Raw genomic sequence first — 21,308 nt, forward strand, 5'->3', positions numbered from 1 at the left:
TTCTCAAGTGAGATGAATTTTCAGATCCTATCCCTGGAAGATCTTCTCTGTCCAGGAGTACAGGAACGTTTCTGTGGGATCCAGTTGATCACGCAGCGTTTTGAATTGCGTTAAATTATCTCCGTACATATCCTGCAGTTTCTGGTAGATATTGATCTCGGGTGTGTCCAATATTTGCCATTCTTTCGCCCAGTGTGGTCGACCGCCCAGGTCAATCCATTTTTGACCGATGAGTTTGCAAAATTCCTGCCAGGTCGCCATATAATTCTGGTACCAATCTTCGTCTGGTGCATCCGGGGTGGGTGAACCAGACAGAAACTCAATCCAGCAGGTGTGTGTTTCCGAACCAGCGGGCTGGTAGGCAGGAGAAAGAACGGACTGGCTATTTTTAATAAAGCGTGCATGAAGGGTCACATTCACCGGGTAGCGCTCATAAAAATGCTCTTTGGTTCTGGCATACTCGTCAACGGCATCTACCACCGCATACCAGGCCTTGGAGATCACGTCATAGTAAGGGTCTGTGGATGCATCCATTGGAATGGCAAAGGAAAAATCAAGCACCGGAAATGCGGACTTCTGATAATGATAGAATCGCGTAGCGGGAGCGATATAGTCGTCAGTTGCCTGTTTATAGGCCATGAAGCTCATGAGCTTTAACAGGCCTTCAACCGTCGCATTTTCCAATACATTTCCACTCGACATTTTGGCAATCTCCGTATAAACGAATTTACCAAACTTGGTCTCCAGATTATCCCATACCTGGCTAGGTACATCCCTTGGACAATCAGGCGAGATCGTACCCTCTTCGTTCTTGAGCGCTTTGCCCATTTTCTTCCACACTTTCGTTTTTTCCAGATCCGGCAAAAGCCTCAATTCCAGGTCGGTTTTGCTCTCATTGAAAGGGAACCAAAACAGCTCGAGGTAATTCACATCTTCATCCTCGACCAGATCTTTTAAAGGGTGGTTGCTTGCATCTGGCTGTCGACTGATCACGTCGGACATCAGGGTATCGGTCGTGTCGGTACCATGAATACAAAACAGCGGTTCACCCTTCAACGTAATTTTGGTCATGATGCCCATCGTACCCAGGTTCACACGGATCACGTCCATTGGGTCGTCCTCATTTTCCTCGCTAAAGGTTCTCACAGTCACATTCTTGTTTTCATCCACAAGAATCATTTCCACTGAGTAGATCAGATCGGGTATCGTGGGTTGATCCCATCCGGTACCATGACAGCCGGCTCCAACAAAACCACCAATTTGCAATTCCGTAGGAATCACGCCATTTGTGGGAAGCGCCACCAATGGATCAGGAGCAGGATTATCCGGCCATTCGCCCATCGTAGCTTGCTCCAGGTCGCCCATCGTGGCACCAGGCTCTATATTGACCAGGTATAACCCGGCATCAGTTTTCTCTTTGGTGATGGTCTTCATGGCACTCACATCGATAAGGCAGAAGTCACTACCCTTCAGCGTACCGCCATCTACGTCTTCGTCCGTCATTACCAGGGGATACCAGGAATGCCTGCCACCCGTGACCCGGACTTTCTTCCCGTTACTCACGGCATCTTTTACGATGTTGATCAAATCATCCTTATCGGATGCCTGATAAAAAGTTCCCGGAGTAGCCGTGAGGGTCTGGGAAGTATTTTTCCAGGTGTAATCAGAAATTGGATTGCTCATTGTGTCTATGTTGGATTTATGTGTTTCCGTATGGGTCTGTTGAACTTTTGTGGGTTCAGGTTCTGGCCGCTGCAGGCCAAAAAGGTTCATGAGGCGGTATTTGATAAGGCCCCAAATCGATTGATTTTCCATATCTGATCTGTTTTTGAATGAATCATATCCGATCAGCAATGAACCAGTGAGCCCAGGAATACTTCTCACCATCGAAACAATATGCTCCAGAGGATTTTTTTCAATCTCAAAAAACCAAACATCAAACGGACACAAATTCCATGTGATTGGGTGATGTTCATTTAGGAATCGGCTGGTATTCCGATACCTCAAGTCTATGCTGATCTACAATAAGGTAGTTTTACTGTATACAAGGTACGAGAATACCCAATGAGTTTCAAGTAACTGGAATACTTAATTTTTAGAAAGTATTTTCATAGCATACCTCCGTTGAGGTATTTTGATTCCTAAAAGGATATGGATCATAATTGAACCATTGAAGTCAATGGTATAAGGGTCTGAAATTGTAAAGTGATCTCTGCCTATTCTTCAGAAACAGTAAACTCCGGATTATAAATGATCCCTAAAATATTGCCCCAGGGGTCAAGGACAGTAGCAGTCATGATTGCGCCTCCTACGTTGGTAGGCTTTTCATTTGCTTTAGCACCGATTGAAAGGAGAAAGTCGTAGGTCTTTTGAATATCATCCACTCCCCAATAGCTGATGACCGTTTTCGTCTTGATGTCTGGTGCCGTATCATCAGGTTGCAGCCCCAGTTCATATCCACCGATATTGAAACCCACATAAAAGGGTTCATCAAAATAAGGATCGGTGTTGAATGCCTTGGAATACCATTGTTTGGCCGCATTGATATCGTTAACCTGATAGATCGTGGTTCTTAGTCCTTTCATATTACTTTTTTGGTCTGCATCCTGAGCGAAGGTGATCAAATTTAGGCCTATCATCGAAATAAGGGCAATTGCTTTGAAGGCTAGTTTCATTGGACCAAGTTACCATGAAGGTTGAATTCTACACTACCTTAATCTCATTTCAATTCCGTTTTTTGAAGAAGTCGAAGAAGCTTCTTAGCGATCGGGTGATTTTATCCAAATCGTTCTTGATCGCATCTTTTTCAAACTGTGAAGTCATTTGCTGGAAATCCGAAAAGAATTGATCAAGGTCTTTCAAATCTTGCTTCATAGCATTCATTTCGAATTCGCTGGTATTCGCTTTTAGTTCATTCATCAGGTCCGATAATTGGATTTGGATCTGACTGCCTTGAACAGACCCTTCCCAAAGCTCTTCCAGATCCTCCCACTCAAATACTGTTTCCTTGTTACTCATCTTAGTCTATTTTCAAATTGATACATGTTAGCAATGTTTTCTTAATCCGCTTCATCTTCACAGCGATGTGATTCTCTGTGAGTTGAGTCACGGCCGAGATTTCTTTATAGGGATTCCCATCCAGGACCATGATGACAATCGTTCGATCCAAATCATCCAGAGATTTCAAGCATTGATACAGTGCTGCTTGCCTTTCCTCCAGTCCATTATCCGACACCCTTTCTGACAATTGAAATTGAATGGCCTCAAGTCGTATGGTCTTCTCCTGCTTTCTTTCAGTCTGTTTCTTATGTTGCAAGCACACATTGAGCGCAATTCTGTATACCCAGGTATTGATATTGGAATTCCCATTGAAGCCGGCAAATGATTTCCACACCTGAAAAACTACTTCCTGAAAAAGGTCTTCCGGCTGATCCGGCGACATGGCATAGACCTTACATATCCGATAGATACTCGCTTTGTTGTCTTCAATGACTTGCTCAAATGATGAACTAACTGCGTCTTGCATATTCTTTTTCAGGGTACTACTTGTTTAGTTGTTCCCTCAGAATAAATATGACAAGAGAGTTTACTTTTTTCCAGGAGGGCATGATTTCCCAAGTTTCTTCCTCCAACCTGATTTTCAACTTTGTGCGACCCTACCGGAAGCAATCAATGGCTGAAAACCACCATAAACCATCCTGCTCGCATCAAAGATCAATGTTGAAGGATTCATCAATGGAGCAATCAATTCGGCCATTCTCGGATCTTTGGGGACTTGTTGGTTGGCTTGCACACGAACCTCCTCGGAAGGAAACAATACCCAGCCAAATATGACAACCTCGTCTTCTTTCGATTCTACCGCATCGATAAAAGAACGCGTCCCTTCTAAATGCAAGTCTGCTCCAACATACTCGAAGTACTCCAGCGCTCCATGTTCTTTCCAAATCTCCGCGACTTGCCCAGCCACACTTCGATATGCTTCGAGGTGAACACACGGGATCGGAAATACAAATCCATCTATATATCCTGACATATGAATTAGTGATTTAATCCTTCTCAAAGATACCTCGCCTGCCGACTTTCATCGTTGGTTACTGAAATGTGATATTGTGGAACGATCCAGGGCGCAAATGCTCCATTTGATCGGCCCGCCGGAGGGTTCAACACCCATTGATCTTGATTCCAGTATAAAACCCGAACTGAGTTACTTTAGGTCAGATTGAGGTTTACTCTCAGCATTTCAATCTGATCTTACCTTGGTATTTTTCGAAGGGCTGATTAACCTGCGATAGAAGTTGTATCAAAGTTTCCGAATGATCGATACTTTGATCAGGAACTAACCTTCCTATTCGTTTTACTTCAACAGGATCAATATCCAGCCATTCCAAATCTGCTATACGGATCGGACCATATCTTTCAAATTCGACATATCCCTCTGCTGGAATAAACAACCAATGACTCCACAATTCCTCAATCTCCTGATTAATTATTTTGGGTCGGTAGCGTAGAGGAAGATCGCTTAGCAAATTGATTAGCCTCGTTTGAAAAGGGCATTTGTAAGGGATCATTTAACCTTCAATGGTAATTGAATCGGTGTTATGACGATTGCTGTTGTTTTCTCAAGATCTTCACGATCCTGCTATTGATGATTTCTGACAAGTTCCAATTGTAAAGCTTGGCATCTGTTGTACTATAGAATGCAACTATCACAGCATCTACCTCTTCATAATATTCCGCAAAACTCTGGTAGCCCGGAACCCAGCCAGCATGTTTATACTCATAAATTGATGCGTAGATTTCTCGCTCCTCTCCTTCAAATAATGATCCATCGTTCAATGCCCTCAGAAAAGCACCCACATCCGCTGCGGTAGCATGCATACCATAATCATTTTCCTTTAAATCATGAGGGTAACCTACATGGTAGCCACTCATCACCTCCTTGATATTCACCTCACTTACGGAGCTAAAAGTACGTTTGAGTTGAAGGGGGTCTAATACTTCTTCCTGGATGAATTGAAAGTTGTCATACCCCAATTCAATGTCCATGATCTTATTGATCAATAGATAATTCGAATTACAGTACTCATAGTCTTCACCTGGTTCGAAGTTGGCGGGTTTGTCCAGGATCAATGCCAGACTCTCTTCATAAGTCCCTGTTGGAGCAGCCCAAAAATTGGGAGTATCCGTGAAATTGGGAATGCCACTTCTGTGCTGAATCATCAGCTTCAAGGTGATTTTGTCTGCATGCTCGATCCTGTCCGCCAACTCAGGTAGATAATCAGCAATCGATTTATCTAACGATAGCCTTCCTGCACTCACCATTTTAGTGACTGCCACGGCATCATATAGCTTACTGATACTGGCAATCTTAAAAAGCGCATCAGGCTTAGCAGGTATTTCAGCTGCTTTATTGTGCCAACCAGACGCGAAGTACTGATGGGGTTGATCCGCCTGGTTTACATGAACAATAATGCCATCAAAACCATGTCCAATAGCCTGCTCTAATTGACCCTGAATCGTATCCGGTAGTGGGAGTATCCATGCTTTCACCAAAAGCCAAGGGACGAAGAACAAGGAAACGATTGTCCCACCAAACAGGATGATTCTGATGATTAGTGTTTTTCGGTTTTTGGTCATGTTTTCTGGCGGATAAGCTATTGCTCTTGACTTCTACGAATTGTTTGTGGCCAAGTTATCTAATTATTTCTTTTGAAGCATCAAACGAAAGTCTCAGCAATTTTCTTAGTAGAAGGCACAAAAAAGGCATCCCGAAAACGGAATGCCTTTATCACTAATCTCTTTTTTACTTAATTATCAGGGAGTGTGGTTTCTCTGTGAACTTTTAGGGTAGTCGAACCTCCTAAGAACTCTCCTGGCACCACACCATTACCCAGTTCAACATATACATCGCCAACTAATACTTCGTAGGCAATAGTTACCCCATCAATCCAGTTCTTGGTGACCGTGATTGGCTGCTTAATGTATTTCTCATATCACTCTGAAAGACAAATGAAGGATCTGAAGCTTCAAACAAATAAGCTCTCCTAACCTGATCAGTGGCGTCCATCTCAATGACATACGTATAGTCTGTATTGGAATTCAGGTCGTTGGCAAAGCTCCTTCTGTTGCTTCCACTGTTACCTACTACCGTGTTGGCGTAGGCCAAATCTCCTCCCATAAGGCCAATAAAGAACCATGAAAACAAGGAGGTAGTGGAAGGGTCATCACCTATGTCCAAAATGGTCTGCGGCGAGGCAGAAAAGTCCGTCGTTGCATTGAACGTCCTAATCCAAATCTGCGATTGTGTATCATCTCCCGATCCCTGAACCGTACTTACACCGGGTGAAAAGGTATAATCCGGGGTTTTGATTCTGCTCATTGGAGTATGAAAACTTAGGTCCATGTATGAGTTTTATGCCTACGCAGCCCGACCCTCACTTTACGGATAGCAAGCACTAAAGTAGTGAAATTTACCACTTGATGGTTTGTTCGCATCAGTTTGCGTTGTTGTTCACCGGAATCCCTAAAGTTCGGATCGTTGGTTCTAGTCTTTTAAGAAGTTCTTGAGAGTTGTCAGCCTCACCGAGATAGATGGACTCATGGTACTCAAATTTCAGGTAACCTATTGCCTTTCGTTGGTTCGAATGCATGCGGTTGAAATCAAGATCGCCAAATGTAACTTCCTGATTAGCTGGATTAATCACGATGTTCGAGGGAGTTGGGAATGGCTTGTTCTTGCCAATTTTGAAGCCCAGGAACCAAATATACTCTCGGAAAGTGTTGGCACTTAAATCAATCTGTAAATGATGGTTAGTTGTCAGGAAGATCGTTCCAAAAAGTAGAAATACAGGAGCAAGGAGATAGTTCTCCTGAAAAAGCAGTAAAACAGTTCCAAGAATAAGACCTGCGCCAAGAGTAATAAGTTGAATAGGAAAGTAATGTGCAGTCCGAATTTCTATCACGTCTTTTGTATTGATGCTAACACCCATACTTTTTCATTTTAGATTTATTTTCATTTTTCCATTGGAAATCAAGCATGATAGTCTTTCCCCCTTAATTATGTTGTCCGTTGCTACTTCGTATTCAATTTGACCAGAAAACCTTAACCTAAAATCCTTTTCTTTCTTTTCAACAATCATATTGCCAATCACAGAATCCCTTAGAGGTCCAGAAACTGAAAGATGTCCGATAAATGATATTTCACCTCTTTCAAATCGAAATATGTCGATACCAGACATATATTCATAGCCTTCCTCCGCTATTAGTAATCTAGTTCCATCATTAAATGCAAAGATGTATGGATTGTAAACGTATGCTTCTCCTTTATTATTTGATATGAATCGAATTGGAAATCTTCCAGTCGTTTCGTCTCTAAAAAGGTAAATAAGTCTAAACCCTTCGTTTTCCACATTGAAGACTTCATCTTTTCCGATGAGGAGGTATTCCTTTTCATTCAGTCTAAAAAATTTCGAGGTTTCGTAATCCTTTAGCTGGATATTTTCCTTTAGTTGCACTGGAGATAACTGATCTCCAACCTCCCAATCAGAATGAGTGATCAATAATAAGATGAAGCTCAGTATTTTCATTTATTGTTTTTGTATGAAACGTTTCAGTAAAAATTCGTTGGCTCGCTGTTTGTTTATTTCTCATAAAAACCGGATATCTACGCTCCCTTCCAGCCATTGAGTAAGTTAAGGGTGGGCAGGTTGGTTTACAAGTGGCTTAGTAAGAATGCACCTCGTCCTGAAAGAGTAGGAACCTATGAGATTTGCCAATTAGAAGGCATTGTCATATCTCAGCAGCAGATTCATGTCCTATGTGGCGCGGTGATGCCTTCACAAAAACCAGTCAAGAGGAAGTTTGGCGTATTCCCGCTAGCGCTTGTTATCGGTAATTTTCAAGTGTTCGTTTAGATGGTCTATTGAAGAAGAATCTACATTGGCTTCTCCCCAAAGAAGTTCCTCTCCATGTGGGAAGTTGTCAACCATTCTGATCTTTAGAAATTTAGCTAACTCTCGTCCGTCATAGATCATGGAATTCTTTGATCCAAAATCTCGAATTCTAATTTTTACAGAGCTTCGAAGTTTCAATTCAAGGAATCTGTCATCAGCGCCATTATTGAATTCATAGTTTATTTCAACCGCTTCAATCTCGTCAAGTCGACTTTTCCTCATCCCGTTGAAAGTTAGTTCGTTTAACTGCTCATCAAAATGGTATTTCTCCCCTATAATAAACTTTTTGATTCTCTTAACAAGGTCCCATAAAATTAAGACTGGCAAAAGGTACACTAGTCTAATTTGTGGGTTGGTCGCTGCCATTTCTGAAGTTGCAAATTGGTGAACAACCCAATAGGCAAACACAACTCCAATTAGTTCGAATAACACAACTCGCCCGGCCCCAAAAGGAGTAAGTGAGAGTGTCAGAGCTTCTTCGTTGAGCTCAATTTTTGAGTATTGGAACATGTTTTTATCGATAACGACCAGATTTGTCTGGACTATTTAAAGTATCCATAAAATTATCGGTTTTGCAGTTCAGTTTCAAAGAACTCAGCGGAAGTGTGGCTAGCTAAGTGCGACCGCCGAGGTGCCGTCGGCCAGACATGTGATACATTGCTTATTATGCAGCGTTCTTAAGATCTATCCGGCGATTCTCATCACCTTGCGACATGACACCAACAAACATCTACTCAGATGGTGCGGCCAGGTGTCGGTCAAAGTATTCGATTAACTTGCCAAACAGGTAGCGATTGTAATTCCGCTCACGACTCCATCCATGCGTAGCGCCCGGTGCAAATGCAAAGTCAAAATCCTTGCCCTGTTTAATTAGTTCCTCAGCCAACACGGCAGTCGTCTTAAAGGGTACCACATGATCCTGGAGGCCGTGGATGAACAGTAGTTTATCCTCGAGATTCGCTGCATAGTTGAGCGCCTTTCTTTCGAAAATTTCCGGGTGTGTCTGTGGGCGACGAACAATCGCAACATCGTCTGTACCAAAGAACAGCGGGTCTACCGCCGCAGCTGCAGCAACACCCACCTGGAATAAGCCCGGCTTCATCAACAGCGAATAAACAGACAGTGTGCCTCCGTAACTACTGCCCCAGATACCGATGCGATCGGGATCGACATAATCCAGTGACTCCATGTAGGAAACGGCACTTGCATAATCCTCAATGTCCTGGTCGGCAAACCCCAGCAGGAATTCTTCACGGAATGCTCGGCCATAACCGTTGCTACCACGTGAATCCACCTGCACGATAATATATCCCTTCTTGGCCAACAGGTGTTGTACGAGGCTGTAGTTGCCGGCCCAGCGATTCCTCGCTGTATTCGAATAAACGGGCCCAAACAGCACAGGATACTTCTTGCCGGGTTGCATATTGGAAGGTTTCAATATCCGGGCATGCAGCGTGTAGTCATCTACAAGACTGGGAAAACTAACGTAATCCGCAGCTGCCCAGGTTCGCTCCGTGAAGGCCGATAATGGTGAGTGGGTTATACGCGTAGCATCACCCCCCTCGCTGCTTACCACGTAAAGCTCGGGCGGTGATGTGTCGTTGCTGTGCATGAACGCCAGGTGCCGACCATCCGGTGAATGGTATCCATCGTTCCGACCCGAAAGGCGCGTCACCTGCACGGGATCGCCACCGGACATATTCAGTCGATAAATGTGTTGTTCGTATGGGTTAACGCCATTGCCTGCGTAAAACAGTGCATCACCTGTAACACTTGGGGTAGACAGCACATCGTAGGACGGGTCTGTCAGGAGCCGCGGACGATCCTTAGACGGTGAGGCATCGATCGTATAAAGGCCGTAGCGATCACCCATATCGCTTAAAAAAACGACTTTCTTTCCATCGGGATGCCAGGTAGATCCAAACGATGTGTACATGCGGCTCTCTCGCACACCTCGCCAAATCTCGTGCAGTTGGCTTTCTCCGGGTGCAACGACAAACAACTTACGTTCAATCGCCGTGTCGGATGCAATATCCACCAGCAAAACACCGTCCGGTGACCAGTTGAAGTCGATGACCTGGTTGGCGTGTGGGTCTGGCAAATCGAGGTACTTGATGTTACCGCTTGCTACATCGAGCAGGCCAACCCTGCGTATCTCGTTTGGGTCGCCCGGATAACCTCGGCGTACCTCGTTGGGGTTGGTTTCGGCAGCGAGATAATCCGGGAACGGCACCTTTCTCATCTCACGTCGGTCTACGACATGAAACGCGATCGTCTTACCATCCGGAGACCACTTGTACGTTGGCCCACTCCAGAAACCTGGACCAATTTCACGTTCCGGTCGGCTGTAGCGCCCTTTCGGTAAGCTCGAGAGACTGGCGATGCCGATTTCGGTAAGCTGGCGATTCTGTTTGGAAGAGATGTCTGCGAGCCACAGATCACCGTTCACAATATATACCGCCTGGTTGCCGCTTGGCGATAACGACAAGTTATGTGCACCTGTCTCGACGGACATCAACTGGAGGTCGTCTTTCTCGCTCAGCCTTGTCTGCCATAGGTTGCTTCCTCGCAGGCTGACAATGGTATTCGCGTCAGTCCAGACAATATCGCGCACTGACGCGGATGCTGTATCAGAAGTGAGGCGCACTTCCCTCCCATCGCTTGTGGATATCCAGAGGCCACGCCCAGGATTTCCTGGTTCATTCCAGGAAAAAGCAAAGTGCTCGCTGTTCGGTGACCAGACAGGCCGGGACGGGGTGGTTCCTGTCAGTTTTGGTGTTGCGAACAGGTCATCAAGTGTGAACTCTCCTTCCTGTGCTGAAACTATTGTAGGCATCGCCATCAGTAAGCCTGCTACTAGCCATGTTTGCCAAAAAGAGATTTTTTGCATGTGTTTGCTTTATTAACTGTCTGGTAAAATAGCTTATACTGCTCAAATAGCGCGCGCCCAGAAGGTTTTCCAAGTTGGCTTTTTTATTTTCTTGTAACCTCGTCTATCGTGGAATAGCTCAATGAAGGTAGCCATTGTTATATGCTGGCTTGTTTTAGTTCAATTGTCAATTGAAATTCATTCTAATATTTTGCATCTGACATCTTGAATAAAGTGCGTTTTAATTCGCTTTATTTTTTGTTGTAGAGAGTTTTATTGTTCTTTTTTCTTCAGAGGAGAGCTCAATTGTATCTAGGAGCCTGTGCATCATTAACGCATCTTGAAAGTTCGGATGAAATTCCTCTCCGTTTACAATTGCTTCTGCCATATTTCCATAGTTAATTCCAACATTTCTTGCGGGACCATCGGGTAGACCTTCTATTGTTAGATACTCTGGGGGTGCTACCATCGTCATAAGTTCATCTTCACCTTTAGCACCCTGAATTGCGATAGGTGTAATCTGGGGCATAACTGGTGAGGTAGCAACAATTCTTCCTTTGGTTCCATAGATTTCGATTTGCCATCCTGTCGCTTTGTTGGGGATTGCCGTAAGCTGGGTAGAGAATGGAATGTCGTCTCCTAACTTTCCTTGAATTAGAATCTGATCATAGATCTCGTTTGAGATCTTTTCACCTGTATCTCTTAATCTCAACTCTTTAATCTGAGTTGATAAATCTGCCGAGAGTTCCGAAATGCCCCCTATGACATGAGTCAAGTAGTAAAGCGTGTGACCTCCAACAATTGAAAACAATGTTGCCCTTCGATGTTTCTCATTTTCCCAGGCTTTTCTTGATGCTTTCTCTAATGAAGTCTTGGATTGTAATGCCATCCTAATATTGACAATTTGACCAAACCAACCAGTTTCAACAAGATTCTTTATATAAAGCAATTCAGGTGATCCGTGACCTTGCAGTCCGATTGCTGATACAACTCCTTTCTGGTTAGCGAGATTCGCCAGTTCTTCAGTCTCTTCTACAGTAGCTCCCAGGGGCCATTCGCAGTAAACGTGTTTTTCATTTTCCAAAGCTGCTTTTACTACTTCATAATGGCTCGGAATGTTTACAACACAAGAGATGATATCTAGATCGGACTGTCTTACGATATCATTAATGTTATAGTAGGCTCGATCAATGCCGAATGCTTCTGAGGCAGCTTTTGCAGATTCAGGTCGACTTGTGCACAGCGCCTCAAGTTCTATATTTTCAAGTGCTTTTAATGCAGGTATATGTGCAACGGGACTCCAGCCTCCATTGGCACTAGCTCCGACTATACCTACGTTTAACTTTCTTTTCATTGAATGACACTTAATTCTGCACAACGTCATAGCTAAGAGGCTGGGCGGCATAGGCGTCCGCACCCCGTAACAATCCCGATAGCTATCTGCTCCCACCAAAATAGTGAACCTATGGCTAACCACAAAGCCCTGCCTGGCGGGCCTGGTCGGCCTCGCCTTCATTTTTGGCCGGGATGTGTAGCCTTGACCCAAGAACGATCGGATCACAGAACTGCTCTAATTCGTGATTTCTTTCCAGGCCAGAGGGACGCGACTATGGTCTGATGAACCGTTAAAACCATAGTGCGCGGATGCCTCTTAGCACTTGTTGGCTTGTGTCAGATTGAGCACTTTCCTAATTGGAAATCAGCTGTTATCGGCAAAGTAATGCAGTGTCCGCCAAAAAGCTGTTCATCATTAAATTGGATAACGATACTTTGATCAACGTAGAAAACTATTTCAGAAAAACTTAGCTTATTGATAAACTCTTCAGCGCTTAATTGTCGATCATCAATCCAGACAGTGTTTTTCAATTCAAGCAAATCGACTACTAGCCTCTTCTGAATAAGCTCTTTACTGGATTCAATATCTTGTAACCGAAGATTAATAAATTCGATAAAAGTTGACTTTTTCTCAATTTCATTACCGTCAAAAGACACCTTAACCTCTTGATCCCAGATTGAAGTCGTGGCATTGAATGTGGACAATTCGACAACTGAAGAGTTATCTTGTTCAGAACTTAAATCTTGAGCAAAACCATCTCGTTTGAGCAATTCGGGAGTAATGTTGACGGTGACTTTTGATTTGCTTTTCTGTTCAACAAAACTCTCAACCGTTAATTGTTTCATAAATACTCCTTAATTGTCTTTGGGTTAAAGGTAACCCATGCATGCCAACATCCATGTATAAAGCGTGTGCCTGTTGAGCAAGCTCTCACTTTGTGGACAGCACTAAAATAGCTTATCTGCCGGGGACGGCCCGCGAAGGGTGCTTCCAAAGTTTGTAAAAAGCACTTCATTCTGTAAGTGAAAAAAGCCTTCGAGATGCCCCGAGTAGATAGCACCGATTTTTGCCAGCGGCAGATTCATGGCGCTTTTTGCACTGCGGTCAGCAGAGAGGCACATAGGTGCATTCGTTCTAGCCCCCGTTATCAGTCTTAATCCAGTTCGAGGTTCTGGTTGATAATTCGTTGTTTGTTCTTACGATCTTTCTTCCTCCGTTCCGACTTTTTTTGTTTGGCATATTCGTTGCTATCTGAGTCAAATCGCATATGCCATTCGGCCATCCATGAGCCTTCTTTGATCATTATCCCGTTCATTGGACAATCTTCATATCCACAGTTGTGCTTTGAATATTGTCCAAAGTTCCGATGATTCAACTTCTTTTCCTTGATTAACTTCTCCTGATTTGTTCTGATGTTCTTCCATGCCTGGTGCTCATCGGCTATAGTCAATTCCTGGCCGAGAGTTGAAACCTCCAGATATGTTCTTGGATCTTTTAATTGAAGGAATTCAAAAGTCTTGAAGAAGTTCTTATGAGCATGTTCTCTTATCTCAATTCTATGTTCAATCGAAAGTTTGTCGTTCTCAAGAAGTGATCGATAAAGGCCAAGAGTGTTGAAGTCAGTATATTTCTTGTGCTCCGAAATGTATCGTAGATATTCGTTTCGTGTTAAAATGTTGAATGGTTTGTCAATTCTCATAATGCTCGATAAGAAATTGCTGATAACGTCCGGATATAGCGCGTGTCTCTGGGCTTTGTTTATTTCTCTAAGCTAGCGGATTTGCACAGCACTGTCAAGTGGCTCTTTAGAGGTATGTACTATATCGTTTGTTAGCATTTTTATTTAAAGTCAAGGTGTTGCGCATCTAGTTTACCCAGGATTCTTTGATCTGAAAAGCCGGATTTATTGGTTAAAAGGTAGGTAGCTATGCCTTTCTCAGGATATATCCTCATTTCCAGATAGTAGCCACCTCCACCACCTGCGTGATGAACGTATTTTTCCCCACTGAGAGACCCTGTGAACCAACCCAAAGAATGCCCGGATGGTTTTTCGTTAGAAAGGGGTTGCTGCGTAAACATTGCATTCCTCATTTCCTTAGAGAGAATTTGGCTCTCTGAGCTTAGTAATTCCTGCAGAAAAATGTTTAGTCCATTCGGACTGGCCAGTAATCCTCCATAAGCAGATCCATTCAAGTTGATTTTCTTAAAGGGAATGAATCCTCCGGTTTTAGGCTCTGTGAATTTCTTTTTATCCATTAGGAAACCAAGCATTAAACCTCGAATCCCACTGCGGTGGTAACCCGTTACCACATTATTTTCCTTCCACTGAAATCCCACTTCATCGTTGTTCAAGACATTTTGTGTTATATACTCTTGATAGGATAGTCCTGAAATTTTTGAAATTATATCTCCAAGAAGAATAAAATTCAAATTTGAATATGCTGCTTTTGACCCAGCTTCCGATTTGACTTTGGCTTTTTGAGTTAGAATTTTATTATTGAATTCGTCAAAGTCGAATGTGTCATCGTTTTCAGCCAAATGAATCCAACGAATGGGTAGTGGATTGTTAATGCCAGACTGGTGAGTCAATAAATGACGGATGGTGATCTCTCCAAGAAATTCGTACTGAGGTAGATGTTTTATAGCTGGATCATCCAGACTAATCCCTCCACTTTCTACCAATTGCATGATGCCAATAGCGGTGAAAGTCTTCGTAATACTAAACAAGGCAAACTGCGAGTGTTTATTTATAGCCTGATTGTTAGTGATGCTGAGATTCCCTTTTTTATAGGTGCATAAAACCGAGTCTTGGGACACAGCTCCATAAAAGATGGCTGGAGCATCTAATTCATCAAAACCATTCGATGAAGTATCGCATGAAGTGGCTAAAATTGTCATGAGCATGAATAGAGTTATAGTTTTCATTTCTTTTTTCTTCAAAAGAAATATCCCGTTCACTCCTTTCCATTAACAAATGATAAAACGCTCAGGAACCCTTTCTCAATCTGCTCAGCGACACATTGGTTATTCCTAAATAAGTTGCGATCATACTGTGTGGAACAAGATTCTCTAGCATTTCATAGTCTTTCCTGAATTGTTGAAGTCTGTCTTTTCCTGTCCAAGAGATTAGCCTGATTTCCTTATTTATCTTTTGTAAGAGTTCATTTCTAAGTATAGTATTGGCAAATTCTCTGATTTCAAGATTCACTTCGATCAGGGTTTCAAATTCACTTGCATCAATTTCTGCCAAGGTACATGCTGTAATAGCTTCTAAATTGATTATTGACAGTGAATTACTGGTACGAGTTACATGAGGACTTAATATGCTTGACTTTTCAAAAAACAGGAGGGTTATCAGCTCACCATTTTGGTTCATAAGATAGCTTCGAACTATTCCGTTTAGAAGGAAGTATTCGCTGTTGTTTCTTTTACCTTTTTCAACAATAAGTGAGTTTTCAGTTACCTTGATTTCCTTGCAAATCTCAGTTATCTCATTTCTTGATTTTAAGCTTAGGGTTGGATAAAATTGGTCAACGACCTTGTTGATTCTTTCTTTCATAATGCAGGCCTATTGATTCTAACGTTTAACAATTAGCTGTAGCGTCCCGTAGGGAGCTATTGCTTATAGGTTTTTGTAGCCAGAAATTGTTAACTTATAATTCCATTTGGATTCTAAAAATATAAGATAATCGGCCCTATTTCGGTAAGGTTCTATATTGATTTTATATAAACCAAACTCTTTTTCTGATATTTGATTCGAAAACTCTTTAGTATAATTTCGCTTTATTAGATCTGCTTCTTTCCTTATTTTCTTCAAATTTTCGTCTTGAGTATAGATAAAGATGCTTAAGTCGAGAAATGAGGAAAAAGATGTATGCATAGAATGAAGTCCTTCAAAAATTATAATATCCGAAGTATTCATTTCATATGATTTAGAGCTGGCCATGCCACTTAGGTGATTGTATGGATAAAAATGGATTGATTTCCCATCTTTTAAATCCCTTAAATCTTTAATAGCCTTAGTCAAATTGTATGCCTCTATATCATAGCCACTCAATTTTTTTTCCAACCTTACTTTTCTATCCATCAGATACGAGTCCAATGTCAAATGATTAGAAGTTAAATTATTCCTGGTTAATGATTCTGTTATTCTTTTAGCTATATGTGTTTTCCCTAAATCCGCAGCACCACAAATGGAAATTACTGAGGCTGTTTCACAATTTCTTCTCGCTAAAATTTCAGATGAAATTTTATCAATCATCAAGTTCATCATTTCAATTGTCCACAACGCCAAGCTAAACGCCGTAAGCTGAGCGGTTAAAATTTATTCTAATCTAGCGGATCAAAGGAGCCCTTGCAAACTAGCTTGGTAAGCTTATGATGTGTTAGCGTATGTTGTGTGCCGCATCCAAAATAGGAAAAGGCCGCTCGGAATAGCAGCCCATATTCACTTAATGCTTTATTGTCTTGAGGGATACTCTATCTTGATTCTTTCATTATTGATGACAGCCTTCTGTCACTGCCGTTAATTTCGAGAATGAGAATTGAATACTTTTCCACTAATTTTCCATTGGTCGTTTTCTTTATATAAGATTAAAAAATCTGTAAAACGGAAACCACCCCAATTGATGAATTCGACCCTGGCCGCAGCTGCTGGACCGGAAATATCAATCCATGCTATTTGGTGTTGAACATTCTCCGAAGGGCCCATTTGACTTAATGCATTACCAAACTCACTGATTGGCATATAAGAAATCTGACCGTCTACGGAACCTACCATTTGTGTGTGTTCATAGAATACAGAAGTGCCCAATTTACCATCCCCTGTACGCGCACTTTCGATGTATGATTGAAGGGCTTCCACAATGTCTTTGAAGTCATTGAAGCTTTTTAATTCTTGTTCTTGGTTGCTCATTTTTTCTGTATTTGATGTGTTTATATTCGTGTCTGAAGTCGTTTGTGCATTGGCATTCATGACTAAAATGCCTACTAGTAGTGTATAGATGCACTTTTTCATATGGGTTTATTTATGACATTAAATTATTTTTATCATAGACCAAACTACCCGGCAACAGCTCCACGTTTCCTACGAATTAAAACCAGGCCAACTATCCCTCCGAGAAATGTCACCACCATTGGTATCTGAAGCCAGGCCATGTATGGCAAGACGAACGTGCTGGGCATGCCTAGCACAGTTACGAGGCCCCATGCGGGATATACCAGTCGTCCGGCAAAGACATTTCGCTTGTGTCCTATTGCGTGAACAACAATTATTAGATATAGCAGGTGAAGAAGGATCGCAGGGATGACTCCTCCACGAACGGCTTCTTTAGGGTCGAACCCAAACCGGACAGACCAAACAAGGAATACATGCAGTGACACAATACCTAGCATAGCGGGAACAACCCAGCGGGCAATATTCTTTCCATTGGAGAAACGGGCGAGCATTGCCACGGTAACTCCGAGATAGCCTAACCAAGCGGTTATAAAAGTAATTGTATCCAGCATCGCTTTTTGGTTGGTAAATGATGTAAACAAAGATGCCTTTTTACCTTAATGAGGAAATGGAGTATTAATCCAAGAATATGGATTATTTGATCAACCTTTTAATTCTTCTCGATATTGTGTTGGTGACTTTTTTGTTTCTCTTTTAAAAAGACGACTAAAATAGAGAGGGTCATTAAATCCCGTGCTGTAGGCGATATCAGCAATAGATTTGTTGCTTTGTTGTAATAATTCCTGTGCTTTTTCGATACGACGATGATTAATGTAACTGACAGGCGAATCGTTGAACTCTTTCTTGAAATTCCGATTAAACGTAGATAAGCTCATGTTGCACATTTTCGCTAATTCTTCTGTGCTAAGTGTAGAATAAAGGTGTTTCCTAACAACCTTTCTCAATTCAACATGAGGCCCGGAATTTATTTCTGAAACTATTTCGTAAATCGATTCAACATTTTTCGTCTGGATCAGAAGCAGGACTAATTCTTTGATCTTCAGGAATAAGATATCGTCGTTTGCTAAAGTTGGCGTTTGGAAATATAGCTCCAAAGAATCGATGTACTTAGTAAGCACCTTTTCATGAGAAACGATGTTTAAATGATCAAAATGATCTCCTTTTCTCAGTGCATCGGGTAATTCGTTAGCGAATACTTCTTTGAGTATGTGAGGGAAAAGGTGAATAAAAACGACCTCTACGACTCCATCTCCCAGGTTTTTGACAAGATCCACAAAGTGATTACCACATTTCAATAAAAGGCATTCAGATTCTTTTAATTGAGCTATGCCATCCGGTGATAGAACATGAGAATCGCACTCTATAAAATGAATGAAACAACCTTGATTTTGAACCAATGCTTTATATCGAAATGGCGTCTTGATCTTCAGTTTTTCGATCACAGGAAATTTACCATAAGAAATTGTTTGACGATCTAGAATCACAATATTCTCTGCATCAACTATGGTACACAACGAGTAGTTATCGTCGCATTTCCGCAGCTAGTGAATAGCACTAAAGTAGTGAAATCTGTCACTCCCGGCAAGGAGAAGCTCACAACGGTTCAAAGAGGCACTACGTTCCGAAAGTCAAATTCTCCTACGAGAAAAAGTTGGAAGAAAGCAATGCGTTTCAAAAGTCAAAAACTCAAGTGAACTGAAGTCTCCATACAGCACAAAACTTTCTTGGCGGTAGACTCACGGGCAAGTCTTGGTGCAGTTTGCAGTAAGCACACAAGCACATGCCTCATACATATTGTTGCAGCATGTTTATTGGCGAAGATCTTCTCCGTTGGCTCCTAATAGCATTTGTTCTCGAATGTACACTTTGAATGTTTTTTTGGTGTCAAAAATTGTTCCGTCCTCATGCCAAAATTCGACGACCAAGTTTGGATCTCCGCTAAAATCGAATCCTGCAAAATCTCCAGCGAAGTTGTCTCCAAAGAATTTAATCTCGTCTTTTATTTGATAGACATCCTCAAGACCCAAATCCTCAAGGGTGAATAGCCTATTATGTATATTAAATTGACACTCTCGGAAACTGCCGCTACCTATTTCCATAAGATAATCGATCAATTCATCGGAGATTCCTTCAAACTCACTTCTCAAATTTTCGATTTCAGAATTTGACAGGATATCTCTTTTATTCGTCTCATCCTCGTGACTTTCTACTGCATCTAAGAATTCGAATTCAGCTGTATACTTCATGGAGGTCCAGGTAATGGACTATAACGTTTAGTATATGAGCAGTAGCGAATATAATTCCAATAATATGTCAAATAGCAAGATACTCATTTAACTGAAAAATGCGGTTCAAGTTTGCACTTAAACCGCTATTTATTACATACCCTGTTAGGTAAAGTTTTATCCAACCAAATTAGGAAGTCCTTTTCCTGTTTCTAAATACTGTTTCAGGCTGGTCGAAATAAAATAAGTCCATCCAGCATCACATATTTCATAGCAATTTAATTCTGGAGTTAATCCTTTATGCTCAAAAAATATTTCGATTGTATCTGTATTCAACTTTTTGAAATTGAACACAATTTCACTATTTAGCCATTCTTCCTTAATTCCTTTGAGGTCAGAAACACTATGATTTGCATAAATACACTTCCAACGTACTTCGTCAAATTTGTTTAATGTAGTTACTTTAAATCCCCATGCAGTTTCTTCTTCAAAAAAGACAGAAAATTCATCATCAACTGTGGTTATTACTGAATTATTTACGTTGCCCCACCAGTTTCTAATACCGAGAGTGACTGCTTCAAAAGCTTTTTCTTTAGTAGAAGATACTATTATCGTTTGTTTGAAATTCATTTTACTTTTTTTACCAGGTTTTACATCATTTCTAATACTTCTCTGATTTCGAGTATCCAACTGGCGTCTTCAAAACGAGGATCTTCTTTCAATACTGCTATCAAACTTTCATTATCCTTTGCCTGCAATGCATAAAACCCAGCAATGCTTGTTTCCACCAACGTTTCTTCCGAAAGCACTGAACCGTTACCAATAAGATTAGTTCCAATTGGTTGTAAAGGCTGTGCATCAAGCAAATGCCCCTTTTCTTTTAATTGCCCTAAATAGGCACCAACTTTTCGTACATGCTCCTTTTGAATTTCTTCCGAAAGATTAAAAATTGATTCTCCCTGCGGGTAAATGAATACCATAAATTTTTTCATTTGTTTTTGTTTTTAGTTCTTACTCTTTAGACTGGAGTAGAAGAAAAAACGGTTGTAACAAATGAATTTTATAAGTCCTTACAAGCTTTTTCCACCTTGGGATAGGTTTTTCCATTGGCGGCATTAGTTTGATTTAGCAAGAAATCGTGTAATAGAAAATTATTGCTCTGCAAAGGATCAATCCCTTTTATCAATGCCGCCCTCATCTTGTACAAATTGGTTGCGTTAGCATTGGTCTTTTCTTTTACCATTTCGAGTTCGGCAATTTTCCTTTGTGTTTCGGCCTTAGAATTGCCAGTATTGCTTAATTCCGAACATTTCCAACAAGCTCCTGTTTTGTGGATTAGCGTACAGTCTTCAGAAAAAACATCTTTCATGGTTTTTCTACCCTTATGCAACAAGTGTTTTATTCCTCCTAGAGGTTTGTCCATGATTTTGGCAATTTCAGCTACTTTGAAATCGTAAATATCTGCCAACATTATGGCTGTGTGACGTTCGAGAGGCAAGTATTTCATTACACAAGTAAAGCAATAATCAATGTGGTTTTTGATGTCAAACTCGTTTTTAAAGTAAATGTCCATTACCTGCTGTTGGAGTTTTGAAGAGTTTTTGATTGATTGACTGCAATTATCCTGTGCATTTCTAGTCCATCTTTTTTGTGCGTGAAAATGATCTTTGATCAAATTGTTAGCAATGGCAAATAGCCAGGTTTTAAAAGTTGATTCCGCTTTATAATATTCAAGATTCTTATATGCTTTTAGAAAGGTTTCTTGACTAAGATCTTCAACATCTTCAGAATTTGCCACTAGTCGGTATATGAAAGATTTCAACTTGGCTTGATTTTCCTTGAATAATTTTTCAAACTCAGTTTCAGTGATTTTCATTTCAATTTTGCCTTAACGCTTAGTATAAGAATAGTAACAGTATTTCAAATGCTAGCTTTTTCAAAATAGACTTCCTATAAATATGAAAAAGCG

The 21,308-nt window shown here is 41.4% G+C and carries 24 protein-coding genes; all 24 read right to left on the reverse strand.

Features of this window, described 5'->3' with window-relative positions; translation table 11 throughout:
• Window positions 1-27: 27 nt before the first annotated feature.
• The 24 genes from R8G66_22865 to R8G66_22980 all read right to left on the reverse strand — a co-directional run bounded on the left by R8G66_22865 (window position 28) and on the right by R8G66_22980 (window position 21,215).
• On the reverse strand, window positions 28-1,815 hold the full coding sequence (locus R8G66_22865) for a D-arabinono-1,4-lactone oxidase (GenBank protein ID MDW3195235.1): 1,788 nt from the start codon (window positions 1,813-1,815) through the stop codon (window positions 28-30).
• A 401-nt stretch (window positions 1,816-2,216) separates the two neighbouring features.
• Entirely contained in the window at window positions 2,217-2,675 is a 459-nt protein-coding gene (locus tag R8G66_22870; protein ID MDW3195236.1) for a VOC family protein, read from the reverse strand.
• A gap of 49 nt (window positions 2,676-2,724) precedes the next feature.
• On the reverse strand, window positions 2,725-3,018 hold the full coding sequence (locus tag R8G66_22875) for a hypothetical protein (protein MDW3195237.1): 294 nt from the start codon (window positions 3,016-3,018) through the stop codon (window positions 2,725-2,727).
• 1 nt (window position 3,019) lies between these two features.
• Window positions 3,020-3,526 (reverse strand): sigma-70 family RNA polymerase sigma factor, encoded by a 507-nt coding sequence (locus R8G66_22880; protein ID MDW3195238.1) that lies wholly within the window; start codon window positions 3,524-3,526, stop codon window positions 3,020-3,022.
• Between the two features lie 114 nt (window positions 3,527-3,640).
• On the reverse strand, window positions 3,641-4,033 hold the full coding sequence (locus R8G66_22885) for a DUF1428 domain-containing protein (GenBank protein ID MDW3195239.1): 393 nt from the start codon (window positions 4,031-4,033) through the stop codon (window positions 3,641-3,643).
• 563 nt (window positions 4,034-4,596) lie between these two features.
• Window positions 4,597-5,637, reverse strand: coding sequence for a serine hydrolase domain-containing protein (locus tag R8G66_22890; GenBank protein MDW3195240.1), 1,041 nt, complete (start codon window positions 5,635-5,637; stop codon window positions 4,597-4,599).
• A 298-nt stretch (window positions 5,638-5,935) separates the two neighbouring features.
• Complete coding sequence (locus tag R8G66_22895; GenBank protein MDW3195241.1) at window positions 5,936-6,379, reverse strand: hypothetical protein; 444 nt, start codon at window positions 6,377-6,379, stop codon at window positions 5,936-5,938.
• A 115-nt stretch (window positions 6,380-6,494) separates the two neighbouring features.
• Window positions 6,495-6,989, reverse strand: coding sequence for a hypothetical protein (locus tag R8G66_22900; GenBank protein ID MDW3195242.1), 495 nt, complete (start codon window positions 6,987-6,989; stop codon window positions 6,495-6,497).
• A gap of 6 nt (window positions 6,990-6,995) precedes the next feature.
• Window positions 6,996-7,586, reverse strand: coding sequence for a hypothetical protein (locus R8G66_22905; GenBank protein MDW3195243.1), 591 nt, complete (start codon window positions 7,584-7,586; stop codon window positions 6,996-6,998).
• Between the two features lie 288 nt (window positions 7,587-7,874).
• Window positions 7,875-8,318, reverse strand: coding sequence for a hypothetical protein (locus tag R8G66_22910; protein MDW3195244.1), 444 nt, complete (start codon window positions 8,316-8,318; stop codon window positions 7,875-7,877).
• Window positions 8,319-8,682: 364 nt separating this feature from the next.
• Window positions 8,683-10,842 carry a prolyl oligopeptidase family serine peptidase gene (locus R8G66_22915; protein ID MDW3195245.1) on the reverse strand — a complete coding sequence of 720 codons (2,160 nt, stop codon included), beginning with the start codon at window positions 10,840-10,842 and terminating at the stop codon, window positions 8,683-8,685.
• 220 nt (window positions 10,843-11,062) lie between these two features.
• Complete coding sequence (locus R8G66_22920) at window positions 11,063-12,175, reverse strand: Gfo/Idh/MocA family oxidoreductase (protein ID MDW3195246.1); 1,113 nt, start codon at window positions 12,173-12,175, stop codon at window positions 11,063-11,065.
• A gap of 317 nt (window positions 12,176-12,492) precedes the next feature.
• Window positions 12,493-13,002 carry a DUF2262 domain-containing protein gene (locus R8G66_22925; protein MDW3195247.1) on the reverse strand — a complete coding sequence of 170 codons (510 nt, stop codon included), beginning with the start codon at window positions 13,000-13,002 and terminating at the stop codon, window positions 12,493-12,495.
• Window positions 13,003-13,310: 308 nt separating this feature from the next.
• Entirely contained in the window at window positions 13,311-13,856 is a 546-nt protein-coding gene (locus tag R8G66_22930) for a hypothetical protein (GenBank protein MDW3195248.1), read from the reverse strand.
• A gap of 140 nt (window positions 13,857-13,996) precedes the next feature.
• Window positions 13,997-15,082, reverse strand: a complete 1,086-nt coding sequence (locus tag R8G66_22935) for a serine hydrolase domain-containing protein (protein ID MDW3195249.1) — start codon at window positions 15,080-15,082, stop codon at window positions 13,997-13,999.
• A 61-nt stretch (window positions 15,083-15,143) separates the two neighbouring features.
• Window positions 15,144-15,716: a Crp/Fnr family transcriptional regulator gene (locus R8G66_22940; protein ID MDW3195250.1), complete on the reverse strand. Its 573-nt coding sequence runs from the start codon at window positions 15,714-15,716 to the stop codon at window positions 15,144-15,146.
• Between the two features lie 63 nt (window positions 15,717-15,779).
• Window positions 15,780-16,418 (reverse strand): hypothetical protein, encoded by a 639-nt coding sequence (locus R8G66_22945; protein MDW3195251.1) that lies wholly within the window; start codon window positions 16,416-16,418, stop codon window positions 15,780-15,782.
• Window positions 16,419-16,682: 264 nt separating this feature from the next.
• Entirely contained in the window at window positions 16,683-17,174 is a 492-nt protein-coding gene (locus tag R8G66_22950) for a nuclear transport factor 2 family protein (protein ID MDW3195252.1), read from the reverse strand.
• A gap of 44 nt (window positions 17,175-17,218) precedes the next feature.
• Window positions 17,219-17,611, reverse strand: a complete 393-nt coding sequence (locus tag R8G66_22955) for a hypothetical protein (protein MDW3195253.1) — start codon at window positions 17,609-17,611, stop codon at window positions 17,219-17,221.
• Between the two features lie 144 nt (window positions 17,612-17,755).
• A complete protein-coding gene (locus R8G66_22960) occupies window positions 17,756-18,388 on the reverse strand; it encodes an AraC family transcriptional regulator (GenBank protein ID MDW3195254.1) in 633 nt (210 codons plus the stop codon).
• A 534-nt stretch (window positions 18,389-18,922) separates the two neighbouring features.
• On the reverse strand, window positions 18,923-19,360 hold the full coding sequence (locus R8G66_22965) for a hypothetical protein (protein MDW3195255.1): 438 nt from the start codon (window positions 19,358-19,360) through the stop codon (window positions 18,923-18,925).
• Window positions 19,361-19,516: 156 nt separating this feature from the next.
• A complete protein-coding gene (locus R8G66_22970) occupies window positions 19,517-19,969 on the reverse strand; it encodes a hypothetical protein (protein MDW3195256.1) in 453 nt (150 codons plus the stop codon).
• Window positions 19,970-19,989: 20 nt separating this feature from the next.
• Window positions 19,990-20,331 carry a YciI family protein gene (locus R8G66_22975; protein ID MDW3195257.1) on the reverse strand — a complete coding sequence of 114 codons (342 nt, stop codon included), beginning with the start codon at window positions 20,329-20,331 and terminating at the stop codon, window positions 19,990-19,992.
• Between the two features lie 68 nt (window positions 20,332-20,399).
• Window positions 20,400-21,215 carry a sigma-70 family RNA polymerase sigma factor gene (locus R8G66_22980; protein MDW3195258.1) on the reverse strand — a complete coding sequence of 272 codons (816 nt, stop codon included), beginning with the start codon at window positions 21,213-21,215 and terminating at the stop codon, window positions 20,400-20,402.
• Between the last annotated feature and the right edge of the window lie 93 nt (window positions 21,216-21,308).

Source organism: Cytophagales bacterium (assembly GCA_033344775.1).
Taxonomy (GTDB): Bacteria; Bacteroidota; Bacteroidia; order Cytophagales; family Cyclobacteriaceae; genus JAWPMT01.

What these genes read in the sequence shown, in the direction of transcription:
- R8G66_22865 (MDW3195235.1), bottom strand. Translation starts at nt 1,815, where the DNA reads ATGGAAAATCAATCGATTTGGGGCCTTATCAAATACCGCCTCATGAAC.
- R8G66_22870 (MDW3195236.1), bottom strand. Translation starts at nt 2,675, where the DNA reads ATGAAACTAGCCTTCAAAGCAATTGCCCTTATTTCGATGATAGGCCTA.
- R8G66_22875 (MDW3195237.1), bottom strand. Translation starts at nt 3,018, where the DNA reads ATGAGTAACAAGGAAACAGTATTTGAGTGGGAGGATCTGGAAGAGCTT.
- R8G66_22880 (MDW3195238.1), bottom strand. Translation starts at nt 3,526, where the DNA reads ATGCAAGACGCAGTTAGTTCATCATTTGAGCAAGTCATTGAAGACAAC.
- R8G66_22885 (MDW3195239.1), bottom strand. Translation starts at nt 4,033, where the DNA reads ATGTCAGGATATATAGATGGATTTGTATTTCCGATCCCGTGTGTTCAC.
- R8G66_22890 (MDW3195240.1), bottom strand. Translation starts at nt 5,637, where the DNA reads ATGACCAAAAACCGAAAAACACTAATCATCAGAATCATCCTGTTTGGT.
- R8G66_22895 (MDW3195241.1), bottom strand. Translation starts at nt 6,379, where the DNA reads ATGAGCAGAATCAAAACCCCGGATTATACCTTTTCACCCGGTGTAAGT.
- R8G66_22900 (MDW3195242.1), bottom strand. Translation starts at nt 6,989, where the DNA reads ATGGGTGTTAGCATCAATACAAAAGACGTGATAGAAATTCGGACTGCA.
- R8G66_22905 (MDW3195243.1), bottom strand. Translation starts at nt 7,586, where the DNA reads ATGAAAATACTGAGCTTCATCTTATTATTGATCACTCATTCTGATTGG.
- R8G66_22910 (MDW3195244.1), bottom strand. Translation starts at nt 8,318, where the DNA reads ATGGCAGCGACCAACCCACAAATTAGACTAGTGTACCTTTTGCCAGTC.
- R8G66_22915 (MDW3195245.1), bottom strand. Translation starts at nt 10,842, where the DNA reads ATGCAAAAAATCTCTTTTTGGCAAACATGGCTAGTAGCAGGCTTACTG.
- R8G66_22920 (MDW3195246.1), bottom strand. Translation starts at nt 12,175, where the DNA reads ATGAAAAGAAAGTTAAACGTAGGTATAGTCGGAGCTAGTGCCAATGGA.
- R8G66_22925 (MDW3195247.1), bottom strand. Translation starts at nt 13,002, where the DNA reads ATGAAACAATTAACGGTTGAGAGTTTTGTTGAACAGAAAAGCAAATCA.
- R8G66_22930 (MDW3195248.1), bottom strand. Translation starts at nt 13,856, where the DNA reads ATGAGAATTGACAAACCATTCAACATTTTAACACGAAACGAATATCTA.
- R8G66_22935 (MDW3195249.1), bottom strand. Translation starts at nt 15,082, where the DNA reads ATGAAAACTATAACTCTATTCATGCTCATGACAATTTTAGCCACTTCA.
- R8G66_22940 (MDW3195250.1), bottom strand. Translation starts at nt 15,716, where the DNA reads ATGAAAGAAAGAATCAACAAGGTCGTTGACCAATTTTATCCAACCCTA.
- R8G66_22945 (MDW3195251.1), bottom strand. Translation starts at nt 16,418, where the DNA reads ATGATTGATAAAATTTCATCTGAAATTTTAGCGAGAAGAAATTGTGAA.
- R8G66_22950 (MDW3195252.1), bottom strand. Translation starts at nt 17,174, where the DNA reads ATGAAAAAGTGCATCTATACACTACTAGTAGGCATTTTAGTCATGAAT.
- R8G66_22965 (MDW3195255.1), bottom strand. Translation starts at nt 19,360, where the DNA reads ATGAAGTATACAGCTGAATTCGAATTCTTAGATGCAGTAGAAAGTCAC.
- R8G66_22970 (MDW3195256.1), bottom strand. Translation starts at nt 19,969, where the DNA reads ATGAATTTCAAACAAACGATAATAGTATCTTCTACTAAAGAAAAAGCT.
- R8G66_22975 (MDW3195257.1), bottom strand. Translation starts at nt 20,331, where the DNA reads ATGAAAAAATTTATGGTATTCATTTACCCGCAGGGAGAATCAATTTTT.
- R8G66_22980 (MDW3195258.1), bottom strand. Translation starts at nt 21,215, where the DNA reads ATGAAAATCACTGAAACTGAGTTTGAAAAATTATTCAAGGAAAATCAA.